This window comes from Microbispora sp. NPDC049125, assembly GCF_040802045.1.
Taxonomy (GTDB): domain Bacteria; phylum Actinomycetota; class Actinomycetes; order Streptosporangiales; family Streptosporangiaceae; genus Microbispora.
The window spans coordinates 85442-98116 of sequence record NZ_JBEZDW010000007.1 but is presented as its reverse complement, the minus strand read 5'-3'; the positions used below and the strand labels follow the sequence as shown (position 1 = coordinate 98116).

12 protein-coding genes and 1 pseudogene are annotated in these 12675 nt (G+C 70.6%); 6 read left to right on the top strand and 7 right to left on the bottom strand.

The window, feature by feature from the left end; genetic code table 11:
* Nucleotides 1-6: 6 nt before the first annotated feature.
* Genes ilvA through AB0B72_RS11115 form a run of 3 tightly spaced genes read right to left on the bottom strand, consistent with a single transcriptional unit; the run spans nucleotide 7 to nucleotide 3431 of the window.
* A complete protein-coding gene (gene ilvA / locus AB0B72_RS11125; RefSeq protein WP_367738451.1) occupies nucleotides 7-1221 on the bottom strand; it encodes a threonine ammonia-lyase in 1215 nt (404 codons plus the stop codon).
* 41 nt (nucleotides 1222-1262) lie between these two features.
* On the bottom strand, nucleotides 1263-2234 hold the full coding sequence (locus AB0B72_RS11120) for an ROK family protein (RefSeq protein WP_367738450.1): 972 nt from the start codon (nucleotides 2232-2234) through the stop codon (nucleotides 1263-1265).
* 3 nt (nucleotides 2235-2237) lie between these two features.
* Nucleotides 2238-3431, bottom strand: coding sequence for an FIST N-terminal domain-containing protein (locus tag AB0B72_RS11115; RefSeq protein WP_367738449.1), 1194 nt, complete (start codon nucleotides 3429-3431; stop codon nucleotides 2238-2240).
* Nucleotides 3432-3585: 154 nt separating this feature from the next.
* Between AB0B72_RS11115 and AB0B72_RS11110 the strand changes: the two genes are divergently transcribed.
* Both AB0B72_RS11110 and AB0B72_RS11105 read left to right on the top strand, forming a co-directional pair.
* Nucleotides 3586-4995 carry a sigma 54-interacting transcriptional regulator gene (locus AB0B72_RS11110; protein ID WP_367738448.1) on the top strand — a complete coding sequence of 470 codons (1410 nt, stop codon included), beginning with the start codon at nucleotides 3586-3588 and terminating at the stop codon, nucleotides 4993-4995.
* Between the two features lie 30 nt (nucleotides 4996-5025).
* Nucleotides 5026-6978, top strand: a complete 1953-nt coding sequence (locus AB0B72_RS11105; protein ID WP_367738447.1) for a hypothetical protein — start codon at nucleotides 5026-5028, stop codon at nucleotides 6976-6978.
* 61 nt (nucleotides 6979-7039) lie between these two features.
* Here AB0B72_RS11105 and AB0B72_RS11100 read toward each other — a convergent pair whose 3' ends face one another.
* From AB0B72_RS11100 to AB0B72_RS11090, 3 genes are all read right to left on the bottom strand, one after another.
* Nucleotides 7040-7447, bottom strand: a complete 408-nt coding sequence (locus AB0B72_RS11100) for a DUF6292 family protein (protein ID WP_367738446.1) — start codon at nucleotides 7445-7447, stop codon at nucleotides 7040-7042.
* 73 nt (nucleotides 7448-7520) lie between these two features.
* Nucleotides 7521-8222, bottom strand: a complete 702-nt coding sequence (locus AB0B72_RS11095; protein WP_367738445.1) for a GNAT family N-acetyltransferase — start codon at nucleotides 8220-8222, stop codon at nucleotides 7521-7523.
* Between the two features lie 21 nt (nucleotides 8223-8243).
* The gene (locus AB0B72_RS11090; protein WP_367738444.1) at nucleotides 8244-9008 is read right to left on the bottom strand and encodes a GntR family transcriptional regulator; all 765 of its coding nucleotides are present in this window, start codon (nucleotides 9006-9008) and stop codon (nucleotides 8244-8246) included.
* A gap of 275 nt (nucleotides 9009-9283) precedes the next feature.
* Between AB0B72_RS11090 and AB0B72_RS11085 the strand changes: the two genes are divergently transcribed.
* The 3 genes from AB0B72_RS11085 (at nucleotide 9284) to AB0B72_RS11075 (ending at nucleotide 10733) form a co-directional block, all read left to right on the top strand.
* Entirely contained in the window at nucleotides 9284-9502 is a 219-nt protein-coding gene (locus tag AB0B72_RS11085) for a hypothetical protein (RefSeq protein WP_367738443.1), read from the top strand.
* A 605-nt stretch (nucleotides 9503-10107) separates the two neighbouring features.
* Complete coding sequence (locus AB0B72_RS11080) at nucleotides 10108-10233, top strand: hypothetical protein (protein ID WP_367738442.1); 126 nt, start codon at nucleotides 10108-10110, stop codon at nucleotides 10231-10233.
* Nucleotides 10234-10301: 68 nt separating this feature from the next.
* Nucleotides 10302-10733, top strand: a complete 432-nt coding sequence (locus AB0B72_RS11075) for a hypothetical protein (RefSeq protein ID WP_367738441.1) — start codon at nucleotides 10302-10304, stop codon at nucleotides 10731-10733.
* Between the two features lie 16 nt (nucleotides 10734-10749).
* On the opposite strand, the gene AB0B72_RS11070 is transcribed toward AB0B72_RS11075, so the two are convergent.
* On the bottom strand, nucleotides 10750-11442 hold the full coding sequence (locus tag AB0B72_RS11070; RefSeq protein ID WP_367738440.1) for a CGNR zinc finger domain-containing protein: 693 nt from the start codon (nucleotides 11440-11442) through the stop codon (nucleotides 10750-10752).
* Between AB0B72_RS11070 and AB0B72_RS11065 the strand changes: the two are divergent.
* Nucleotides 11398-12471 (top strand): annotated as a pseudogene (locus AB0B72_RS11065) (MFS transporter); the annotation flags it as partial. The gene AB0B72_RS11070 and the pseudogene AB0B72_RS11065 sit on opposite strands and share 45 nt — an antisense overlap.
* Nucleotides 12472-12675: the final 204 nt, after the last annotated feature.

Sequence of the window (12675 nt, the reverse complement as noted above, 5' to 3'; positions counted from 1 at the left end):
CGGTCGTCAAGAGAACAGCAGCGTGTGCCCGTCGCGCCTGAGCGCGCTCAGCACCTCGTCGCAGTGCGCCGGCCCTCGGGTCTCAAGGTGCAGCAGCACCTCGGCCTCCCCCAGGTGCAGGCGCGCCCCCACCCTTTCGTGGACGACGTCGAGGACGTTGGTCTCCAGCTCGGCCAGCCGGGTCAGCAGCCCCGCCAGCGCGCCGGGCCGGTCGGCCAGGCGGATGCGGAAGGCCAGGTAGCGCCCGGCCGCCGCCAGGCCGTGCCGCAGCACCCGGGCCATCAGCAGCGGGTCGATGTTGCCGCCGGACAGCACGGCGACCACGGGCGGCTCGAACGCGTGCGGGTGGTCGAGCAGCGCCGCGACCCCGGCGACCCCGGCGGGCTCCACCACGAGCTTCGAACGTTCGAGGCAGAGCAGCAGCGCCCTCGACAGCGACTCCTCCGAGACCGTGAGCACGCTGTCCACGAGGTAGTGGATCAGCTCGAACGTCAGCTCCCCGGGCCGCCCGACCGCGATGCCGTCGGCCATGGTGGACGAGGGCTCGACCATCACCGGACGGCCGGCGGCGAGCGAGTCCGGGTAGGCGGCCGCCCGCTCCGCCTGGACGCCGACGATCCTGACCCCCGGGCGGAGGGACTTCACGGCGAGCGCGACCCCGGCGGCGAGGCCGCCTCCGCCGATGGGCAGCACGATCGTGGCCGCTTCGGGAAGCTGGTCGAGGATCTCCAGGCCGACGGTCCCCTGCCCGGCCACGACGTCGGGGTGGTCGAACGGGTGGATGAACACCGCCCCCGTCTTGTCCGCGTGCTCCCTGGCGGCCAGCAGCGCCGCGTCGACCGTGTGCCCGGCGAACACCACGTCCGCGCCGTACGCCCGGGTGGCCTCGATCTTCGGCAGCGGCGCGCCCATCGGCATGTAGACCGTGGACTTGGCGCCGAGCATGGTGGAGCCGAGCGCGACGCCCTGCGCGTGGTTGCCCGCGCTCGCGGCCACCACGCCCCGCGCCCGCTCCTCGTCGGTCAGCCGGGCGATCCTGACGTACGCGCCGCGGACCTTGAACGACCCGGCCCGCTGAAGGTTCTCGCACTTGAGGTGGACGGAGCCCCCGACCGTCTCGGACAGGACGCGCGAGTGGACCACGGGAGTCAGCGCGGCCACGCCCTTGAGAAGCTCGCGTGCGGCGACGACGTCTTCGTACGTCACCTCTGGGAGTGCCATACCCCCATCCTCCCAGCAGCCGCTGAACGGCTCGTACGGGCTCAGCCGGCCGACCAGTACGTCTCGGCGGCCAGGACGAGCGCGGCGGCGCCCACCAGCCCGGCGTCCTGGCCCAGCGAGGCGGGGACGGCGCGCACCCTCCCGGCGAACTCCATGCGTGTGTGATCGCGCAGGGCCTCCTCCAGCGGGCCGAACAGCGGCGGCCCGGCCTGGGAGAGCCCGCCCCCGATGGTGACCAGGTCGAGGTCGCAGAGGTTGGCCGCCGCGGCGATCGCGATGCCGAGGGCGCGCCCGGCCCGGGCCATGGCCGCCAGCGCGACCGGGTCGCCGGCCGCGGCGTCCGCTGCGAGCCTGCGGGCGGTCGCGGGGCCCGCCTCCTGGTAGAGATCTTCCTTGTCCCGGAGATCTGCGGCGCCCGGGGACCACCCCTGCGAGACGGCCCAGGCGGCGAGGCCGGGGCCGCGGGCCACCGCCTCCAGGCAGCCTCGCCCGCCGCAGCGGCACCGCGGGCCGTCCGGCTCCACGACCACGTGACCGATGTGGCCGGCGTTGCCCGTCCCGCCGTCGACCAGCCGGCCGCCGAGGATCAGACCGCCTCCGACGCCGGTCGACACGACCATCCCCAGCATGTCGGCGCTCCCCCGCCCGGCGCCGCGCCAGTGCTCGGCCACCGCGAGGCAGATGGCGTCGTTGTGGATGTGGACCGGGACGCCGGGGAACCGCGCGGCCAGCCGCTCACGCAGCGGGAAGCCCTGCCAGCCCCGCATGTTGAGCGGCGAGACCTCGCCGTCGGGCCAGCTCATCGGGCCGCCGCACCCGATCCCGACGCCCGCGACGCGGTGGGGCATGCCGAGCCGGTCGATGAGGCCGGTCAGCGTCGTCCACAGGGTCTCGGCGTCGCCGCCCGGCGGGGTGGCGACCCGTTCCGACCGCAGGAGCCGGCCGTCCGGCTCCACGAGGGCGGCGGCGAACTTCGTGCCGCCGATGTCGACCGCCAGGACCAGGTCGCCCACGTTTCACCCGCCAGCCACGGGAGCCGCGCCGGAGGAGAAGATGAGCAGCGAGGCGGTGAACCCGTGGACGTGGTTGTGCCCGCCCACCGGGCCCACCTCGCCCGCCGCGAAGAACCCCGCCACCCCGATCCGGCCCAGCGTCTCCCGTACGGCGAGCGCGTCGTGGTCGGCCGACCCGAACATCGCCGAGCCGCGGCCGTTGCAGGTGAACAGCAGCGCCCCGTCGACCGGACCGGCCCGCTCCAGGTGGGAGTCGAGCAGCTCGTACAGGTCCTCCCCCGCCGTCTCCGCGTCCCGGACCTGGAACCGGACGGTCCTGCCGATCTCGATCACGTCGCCGATCGCGATCGCCTCACGCTCGGGGTCGATGCCGATGACTCCGCGGATGAGGAAGTCTCCCCGTTCGTGCCGCTCGGCGTACTCGTCCATGGCGACGCCGATCTGTAAACCGGAGGCGACCAGCTCGCGATCGTCCTCGTCGAGGGCGCTCACGATGTCCTCCAGGCGCGCCAGCGCCGGCTGGCCGGCCAGCTCCAGCAGGACGTTCTCGTCGGCCTGGGTGACGACCATGGAGGGGCCGATCGGCCGGCATCCCTGGCTCACCACGGCGGCCACCTGCACCGGGCCGCCGATGAGGGCCCCTATCGCGCCTCCCTCGTGGACTTCGCCGTCCGCGAACAGCCGGACCGAGCCGCGGCCCTGCATGCCGTTGGCCAGGCCGCCCACGATCGGCAGGCTGCCGAGCACCTCGTCGGAGTGCTCGATGAAGGCGTCGGTCGGGAAGCTGTAGGGGTCGGCCAGCAAAATGGCGACCTGGTCGTCATGGGCGCGCTCCGGCAGGCCGATGACCACGAACCGGTCGTCCGCCCGGAGCGTCTCCAGCGCGAACGTGGAGATCCTGGCACCCCCGAGCGAGGCCGCCCAGGCGCTGACAGAGGGCGTCAGCTCCACGCCCTGCGCGTCCCCGATCACGCCGGTCGCGCTGCAGCCGATCACGTGGGCGCCCGGCACCATGGCCATGGCACGCAGGCCCGCGCGGCTCACATCGTCGGGCTCCTCGCCGCAGATGAAGAAGCACACCAGGTCCGGAGAGCCGGACAGCCCGGCCAGGGCCTGGCGGATGGCTGCTTCGGCGGCCTCCACCAGATCGGTGCCCACGGCGAGACCGTCGGCGAAGCGGCTCGTCATTACCGCCATCGTCTCGCCTCCTGTTTCGAGTGTTTCTCCTGGGCCGATTCTCCCCACTCCAGGGGCATCGACTCCCGCGGGGGCTTACGCGATTGGCGGAACCCGCGCCCGATGCGCCCAACCGGGATGCCGGATCGCCGGGCGGGGACGTAGTCTCGACTGCGTGCACAAATCGCCCACGCCTGCTCCCAGCACTCTGCGTGAACTGCGCGACAGTGGTCACCGGCATCGCACGGTCAAGGCCGAGATCAGGGAGAACCTCCTGGCCCGGCTGAAAGCCGGCGAGCCCCGATTCCCCGGGATCGTCGGCTTCGACGACTCGGTCCTGCCACACCTGGAAAGAGCGCTGATCGCCGGGCACGACCTGGTGCTCCTCGGCGAACGCGGCCAGGGCAAGACTCGCCTGATCCGCACCGTCACCGGCCTGCTCGACGAATGGACGCCGGTCGTCGCCGGCTGCGAGATCAACGACCACCCGTACGCGCCCGTCTGCGTCCGCTGTTCCCGGCTCGCCGCCGAGCTCGGCGACGACCTCCCCGTCACGTGGAGGCACCGCCAGGACCGGTACGGCGAGAAGCTCGCCACCCCTGACACCTCGGTCGGCGACCTGATCGGCGACGTCGACCCCATCAAGATCGCCGAAGGCCGCACGCTGGGCGACCCGGAGACCGTCCACTACGGCCTGGTCCCCCGCACCAACCGCGGCGTCTTCTCCGTCAACGAGCTGCCCGACCTGGCCGAGCGCATCCAGGTGTCGCTGCTGAACGTCCTGGAGGAGCGTGACATCCAGGTCAGGGGCTACAACCTGCGGCTCCCCCTCGACATCCTGCTGATCGCCAGCGCCAACCCGGAGGACTACACCAACCGCGGCCGGATCATCACGCCGCTGAAGGACCGGTTCGGCGCGGAGATCCGCACCCACTACCCGCAGTCCCTCGACGACGAGCTGGTCCTGATCCGGCAGGAGGCGGCCCTCGACGAGCTCGGCGCCGACCTCCCCGACCACCTGCTGGAGGTCATCGCCCGGTTCGCCCGCCTGGTCCGCGAGTCCACCGCCGTGGACGCCCGCTCCGGCGTGTCCGCCCGGTTCTCGATCGCCGCCGCCGAGACCGCCGCCGCCTCCGCCGTACGGCGGGCCGCGCTGACCGGCGAGGAGCGTCCCGTGACACGGGTGTGCGACCTGCCCGGCGTGGTCCACACGCTGCGCGGGAAGGTCGAGTTCGAGGTCAGCGAGGAGGGACGGGAGACCGACGTGCTCGCCCACCTGCTGCGCCGGGCGACGGCCGAGACCTTCCGCGGCACGCTCGGCGGGTCCGACCTGGCGCCGCTGCTCGACAGGTTCAGCCAGGGCGCCCAGGTCGAGTCCGGTGAGCTGGTCGCCGCACACGAACTGCTGCGCCGGATCGGGCGGGTCGACGGCCTGTCCAAGATCATGTCGCGTCTCGGGATGGGCGAGGGCGACGAGTCGCCCGGCCACGCCGCAGCCGCCCTGGAGTTCACCCTGGAAGGGCTCTACCTGATGCGCCGCCTGTCCAAGGACGAGGTCGCCGGCGGGGCGGTGTACCGCACATGACCCCCACCCCCACGTCGGCGGGTTGATCGCGTGGCCTACCGGTACAGCGAATTCCACGACGGGCCGGACCCTCTGGCCCCGCCGTACGACGTGCGCTCGGCGCTCGACGAGATGGGCGACGCGATCCTGTCCGGGTCGACGCCGCTCGACGCCCTGCGCGACCTGCTCAGGAAGGGGCTGCCGGGCGTCCCTGGCCGCCGCGGCCTGGAGGACCTGCTCCGTGACGTACGGCGGCGCCGCCGCGAGCTGAGGGACAACACACGCCTGGACGGGACGCTGGAGCAGGCCCGCGCCCTGCTGGACACGGCGATCGGACAGGAGCGGGCCGAGCTGTTCCCCGACCCCTCCGACGACGCCCGGTTCCGCGAGGCGGCGCTCGACGCGCTGCCGTCGGACACGGCCAGGGCCATCCAGGAGCTCGCCGACTACGACTGGCGGTCGGACGCGGCCCGGCAGACGTTCGAGGAGCTCCGCGACCTGCTGCGCCGGGAGGTGCTCGACAGCCAGTTCCGCGGCATGCGGGACGCGCTGGCGAACCAGGACCCGGCCGCCATGGAGCGGGTCCGGCGGATGATGGCGGACCTCAACGACATGCTGGACCGCGACGCGCGCGGCGAGCACACGCAAGATGACTTCGACCGTTTCATGGGGGAGTACGGGGACATGTTCCCCGAGAACCCGCAGAACTTGGAGGAGCTGGTCGACCAGCTGGCCCGCCGGGCCGCCGCCACCCAGCGGCTGCTCGCCTCGCTCACGCCCGAGCAGCGGGCGGAGCTGGCCGGGCTGATGGAGCAGACGCTGGAGCAGGCCGGCCTCGCCGAGCAGATGAGCCGCCTCGGCGACGCCCTCTACGCCCGCCGCCCCGACCTCGGCTGGGGCACGCCGGAACGGGTGTCGGGCGAGCAGCCGACCGGCATGGGCGACGCCGTCAGCGCGCTGCAGGAGCTGTCCGACCTGAGCGACCTGGAGACCTCGCTCCGGCAGGACTACCCCGGCGCCCGGATCGACGACGTCGACGAGGACGCGATCCGCCGGGCCCTCGGCCGGTCGGCGGTCGACGACCTGGGGGCCCTCCGGCAGGTGGAGCGTGAGCTGGAGGCCCAGGGCTACCTGCGGCGCCACCGCGGCAAGCTGGAGCTCACGCCGAAGGCCGTGCGCAGGCTGGGTGAGACCGCGCTGCGCCGGGTGTTCTCCTCGCTCGACTCGGGCCGTCGCGGCGACCACGACCAGCGGGACGCCGGGACGGCCGGCGAGCCGACCGGCGCGAGCCGGCCCTGGCGGTTCGGCGACGAGCAGCCCATCGACGTCGTCAGGACCGTGGTGAACGGCGTGCGGCGCGGCGCCGCCGCCTCGGGCCGGGCCGTCACGCTGACGGTGGACGACTTCGAGGTGGCGGAGACCGAGCGGAGGTCGGCCGCCGCCGTATGCCTGCTGGTCGACCTGTCGTACTCGATGGCCCTGCGGGGCACGTGGGCGGCCGCCAAGCAGACCGCCCTGGCGCTGCAGGCGCTGGTCGCCTCCAAGTTCCCCCAGGACGCGGTGCAGATCATCGGGTTCTCCAACTACGCGCGGGTGCTGCGCGCCGACGAGCTGGCCGGCCTCGAATGGGACATGGTGCAGGGCACGAACCTGCACCACGCGCTGCTCATCGCCGGGCGCCACCTCGACCGGCATCCCGACTTCGAGCCGGTCGTCCTCGTCGTGACCGACGGCGAGCCGACCGCGCACCTGATGCGCAGCGGGGTGCCCCGGTTCGAGTGGCCGCCGTCGCCGGAGACCCTGGCGCTGACCCTCGCCGAGGTGGACAAGATGACCAGGCGGCGGGCGACGATCAACGTGTTCATGCTGGCCGCCGACGACCGCCTGCGTGACTTCGTCGACGAGCTGGCCCGGCGCAACGGCGGCCGGGTCTTCTCACCCAGCACCGACCGCCTCGGCGAGTACGTCGTCAGCGACTTCCTGCGCACCCGCCGCTCCCACTGACGACGGCGCCGTCCCCGGTCCACGGGGACGGCGCCTCATCCGCGGGGCGGGAGCATCGCGATCAGAGTGAAACGGTCACCGCGTACGCGGCGAGTTCCTCGTCGAAGCCGTCGCGGAGATCCTTGAAGGAGCGGTAGCCGATCCGAGCCGGGCTGCCGTACTCCGCGTCGTCCAGAAGATCGATGACGTCCGCCGGTGACGGCAGCACGCCCCCGCCCAGGTAACGGGCGGCCTCCAGCTCGGTCCTGATGCCCTTCTCGCCCCGGAAAAATCGGCCGTGACGCCACCCGCTCTCCTCGTCCCACACGAGAGCGGTGCCATCCACCAGCCTCAACGTCGCGTCGCGCGGGTCGTACGGGTCGTCCCACCACTGGAGGACGCGAGGGCCGAGTGCTTCCGCGACCTGTGTGACATAGGCGACGGGAAGGGCCAGCCACGCATGGCTGTACGGTGCGGGCGTGACAATCATCTATGGGCATCCTTGCGCCGTGCGGGGCTAGTCCTCCCCGCTTAAGGAACAGACAGCGGCATCGTACGGGACCTTAGAACCGAGCCTGAGACGAGTTGCCATATACAGCCAATGTTTTTGCGACCGGCACGTCTACTATCAGATCGGTAGGAAAATCCTGTGTCGGAGTATAAGGATTTTCCGCTCCATAGCGGACGCCTAGCCGCGAAACCTGCTCCGGCACCCCTCCCCGGATGCCGTCGACCCGTCGCTCAAAGAGGGCTGCCGAGGGGTATCCGACCAAATCTGCGCTTTCGAGGATTTTGTCTGGTATGTACCCTTTAAGCTTGAATTTCTGTTTCTCGTAATACCGATGGAGCCCATCATTGGTGGTCCACGCGTCCAACCTGAGGCAGGGAAGGCCTCGCCGAGCGGCGCGGACGTGCGCCGCCCACAACAAGTACGCGCCGATTCCATGTTTCATGTAACCCGGATGAACCATGAGGCGGTGCACGTAGAGAGCGGGCTCATGACCGCCTTCGATGCCTGCCCACAGATTTCCGGCGTCGTAGTCGACCAAAGTAACCGTCGCCGCCGGCAACGCGCCTTCGCAAAGCAGCCAGGTCTCGCGTTTTCGTATTCCGGCGAGGATGCGGCCGCGTTGCCCCTGTTCGTCAGGCCAGGGTTCCTGCCATTGGTCGATGCCACGCCTCGCCAGCCATGCGGCGATGCGCTCCCTTATGTCGAGGATGGCCTCAAGATCGTCGTCGACAGCGAGGCGTACGTGTAACGACATGTCGAGGCTCCATCCCGGACCTCAGCCGCCAATACCGAACGTGGCGACATCTCCGATCTCATACGCCAACTGTGTGCTGTCACCCGCGTACACGTTTATGGTGAGCCGAATGGGCCGATCGGCGGAATAGGCGGTCCGGAACATCTCCAGTACAGGCACCCCGACACCGAGGCCCAACTGGGCCGCCTCCGTCTGGGTCGGCATCCGGCTCAGGATCTCGTCGCGGTAACCCACCTGACTGTGACCATGCCGCGCCATCTCCGAGATCGTCCCGGACGGGATGTCCGCCGGCGACATGAGAGCGGTTCCCAGTGCGATGTCCATGGGGTAGAACGACTCCTGGACCGACCACGGACGGCCGTCGATCATCCGCAGCAGGCTCCGGACCACGACCAGGGCACCCTCGTCCAGTTGGAGGCGGGCCGCCACCTCGGAAGAGGCCGTACGGACCTCCATCCGGAAGCCGCTCTGATCCGGGTTACGCCCGGCTGTGATCACCGCGGCGTTGAAGGCATCCCTGTCACTCTGGTCGGCGGCGCCTTCCTCCGCCGAGGCCAGCACCGTGAAGGGCGTGCGCTCCCGGACGAAGGTCCCCCTTCCCTGGCGGGCCTCGACGAGCCCCTCGTTGGCCAGAGAGGCGAGCGCCAGCCGGACCGTGTTGCGCGAGACCCGGTAGGTCTTCTCGAGCTCAGGCTCGGACGGCAACTGAGCGCCGGGACGCAGGGTTCCACTGGTGATCTGCGTGCGCAGGGCGGCGGCCACCTGCCGATAGAGCGTCTCGGGCATCCCACCTGGCTCCCTTCCGCTCAACAGCAACGAGCGGCCCCCACCGCGAGTACCCCATAGATTGCCATACCGTTCCAACCATGCCAATGACTGGAATATGGCCCCGTGGGACCGATGAGCCATAGCAGCCGGACCTGCACCACAAGAACCACGGCAAGAACCAGCCCAACCATGATCACCCAGAAGACCGATTGTTATTGCTGATCGTTAGCGGCGAACCGAACAGGAAATATACCTGCCAACCTCTCAATCTAGAAGAAATCGGCAGGTGCAGCGTGCTCGACGCCGTCATGATCGTGGCATTCATCCTGGGAACCGGCTTCTTCTTGGCATTCCTCGCCGTTGTTCTCGGAATTCATCTCGAAGACGGCCGCAATTCCCTCTCCGCTGAGCCCTCCGGCGTGATCACGGCCGCCGCGCGTTTCTTACTCCATCTCTTCTCGTCCACCGGTGTCGCGATCACCTCCACGGGTCCCGACGACCGGGCGTCATAAACCCGGCTCGCAGAGACATCTCGCTGAAGGCACGCGAACCACGAGTCTGCTCTCTGCCGCCATCGGCGCACGATGAACCCTCCCTTCCATGCGCCGCCGCTCGACAAGCATTCTCACCACACGAAGAGGAATCCCCTCAGCCCTGCTGATTCATCGGACAAAGACGTTCGCCGAAGACGCCGTCTCTCAACAAATCGTCTACAGGAGATCTGCTCCTCGGTACACATGACGGAGGCCGACCGATGTCCGACGCAGTAGTCGTGGTGGCGCTCGTGATCGCAGGCATCACCATAGGGACAAAGCAGTGATGCCCCGCACCGGAGTACGAGCACGCCGCGGAGGCCGATCATGCCCTTAACAATCATGATCGTGGCACTGGTGATCGCAGGTGTGGTGGGGGGAGTCCTCATCGTCCTGGTAATCGGCATCCACGCCGAGGACAGAAGGAAGTCGCTGACGCGGCTGCCTCCCGGCCCGATCACTGCGGGAACCCGGCGAATTCTCGGGCTCTCCGTGGATCACACCTCATGCCTTTACGCCACCCACCCCCAGGAGGGTTGTCCAGCCTGTCGCCGGCCCTCCGTTCACGAGCGGAAGGAGGAGGTGTGAGTGTGCGCGACCTAATCCTCGGCGCTGTGCTGGTCGTGCTCGTGAGCGGAGTCGAGTTGATCATCACTCTACGGACCGGGCCTAAGAAGCCGGACAAGAACGACGAAACGCCCAGCGAATGACGCCCCCATCTGCCGGAGAGCCGGGATGCCGGTGCCGTTGCGATCACGGAGGCGATAGCCTCAGGCCCATGTCGTTTCTCGACAAGCTGCTGCTCTGGCTGCACATAGGCTTCGCCATCTTCGCGATCGGCCCGCTGACGGCGGTGACGAGCGTGACACCGCGCTACATCCGGGCTCGCGAGGTCGGCGTTCTGCGCTACCTCAACCGGTCGACCCGGCTGTTCGGGCTGCTGACCCTCGGCGTCTTCCTCTTCGGCCTGTTCCTGGGCGGAAGCGCGCTGGCCCGGCCGTACCTGTCGGCGTCGATGACGCTGTTCATCGTGGCCGCGGTCATGCTGGTGATCATCGACCGCGACCAGCGGAGCGCCATCCTGGCCCTGTCCACCGAGTCGACGGACGACGACGCCAAGATGCAGACGGGGCGGATCGCCGCGCTGTCCGGCATCACCGCGCTCATCTGGCTCGTCATCCTTTTCCTGATGGTGTTCTTCAACCCGTGAAACCTGCGTAGCCTACTTAGCCGGTAGCACGCCTGGCCCTCCGTCGTTCGGTGAGCCGGCGGGCCTTGGCCTGGGAGCCGCAGTCGGCCATCGCGCACCAGCGGCGTGAGCCGTTCCGGGTGAGGTCGAGGAACAGCCAGCCGCAGCCGCCCTCCGCCACCTGACACGTCCTGAGCCGGTCCAGGTCCGCCGAGGACAGGAACTCGACGGCCGCGTGGGCGAACCGATCAGGCAGCAGCAGCGCCGGGCTGGTGCCGACGACGAGCCGGGCGGCCCGTCCCGGCCTCCCGGCGGGGACGAGCGCCGAACGCGCCGTCGCCGCCGCCCAGCGAAGCCCCAGGTGCTCCAGCGCGTACGCCGCGTCCTGCGACAGGACGTCCCCCCGGCCTTCACCCACACCGAGCTGGGACCCCGGCTGCGCCGGCACCAGCGCCGTCAGCGCGGTGTAGACGGCCTCTCTGATCTCCAGCGTCGCGCGCCACGCCCGCTCCGCCGAGCCCGGCGCGGCCTCCCACGCGGCGGCCACCGACCGGGCCTCTCCCTCGTCGATCACACCCACCCGCGACGCCCACGCCAGCAGTTCGCCGGGGCCGGGAAGGTACTCGTGGTGATCCGAGCCGCCCGGCACCCGGGGGGCCACCGTGTTGACCAGGTCGAGCACCGGATGGCCGCCGACGATCCTCAAATCGGAGTTGTGCGCTTCATCCACACCTGCCATGCTACCAGTCAAACGCCTTTTGATGGTAGCGCTAGGAGGCATCCGATGGTCTCACTGCCCATCTCCGCGCGCCCGGAGCGCCGGGCGAACTGGGCGCTGGCGGCCCTCGCCGTCGCCGCTTTCACGTACGTCACCACCGAGGTCCTGCCGATCGGGCTGCTCACGGTCATTGCCGGCGACCTCCACAGGTCCGTCTCCGGCACGGGCCTGCTCGTCACCGGATACGCCACGGTCGTGGTGCTGGCGTCGCTCCCTCTCACCCGTCTCACCCGCCGGGTGCCGCGGCGGACGCTGCTCACCGTCACGCTCGGCGTGTTCGTCGCGGGGACGCTGCTGAGCGCCGTGGCGCCCACGTACCCGATCCTGCTCGGCGGGCGGCTGCTGATCGCGTTGACGCAGGCGCTGTTCTGGTCGGTCGCCGCGACCACGGCGACGGCGATGTTCCCCCCCGAGGTCCGCGGCCGGGTGGTCGCCCGGCTGGCGATCGGCAACTCGCTCGCCCCCGTCCTCGGCATACCGGCCGGAACGTGGCTCGGCCAGCAGGCGGGATGGCGGGTCGCGTTCGCGGCCCTGGCGGTCATCGGCCTGGTCGCCTGCCTCGTGGTGGCGGCGCTGCTCCCGCCGGTGGCCGTGGGCGGCGAGAAGGCCGGCCGCGCCCCCGCGCCCGACGGCCGCCGCTACCTGATCCTCGTGGTGGCCACCGTGATCGCCGTCACCGGGTCGCTCACCGCCTACACGTACATCACGCCGTTCCTGATGGAGGTCGGCGGCTTCGCCGCGAGCAGCCTCAGCCCCCTGCTCCTCGCAGGGGGGATCGCCGGCATCGCGGGGACGCTGGCCGTCGGCCCGCTCCTCGACCGGCGTCCCCGGGCCGCGCTGATCGCACCGCTGGCCGTGCTGACCTGCGCCCTGCTCGGCCTGTACGCCGCGGGCACGGTGGAGCCCGCGGCCGTGGCCGGGCTGTGCCTGCTGGGCATGGCGTTCAGCGCGCTGGCGGCGGCCATCCAGAACCGGACGCTCCAGGTGGCGCCGGGCAGCACCGACATCGCCTCGGCGGGCAGCAGCTCGGCCTTCAACATCGGCATCGCGGCGGGATCATGGCTTGGCGGCCTCCTCATCGAGGGCGCCGGAGTCCGGACCGTGACCGTGACCGGCGCCGCGCTGACAGCCGTCGCGCTGGCCGCGATGCTCGCCGAGCCGTGGCTGGCGGCTCTCGGCCGCCGG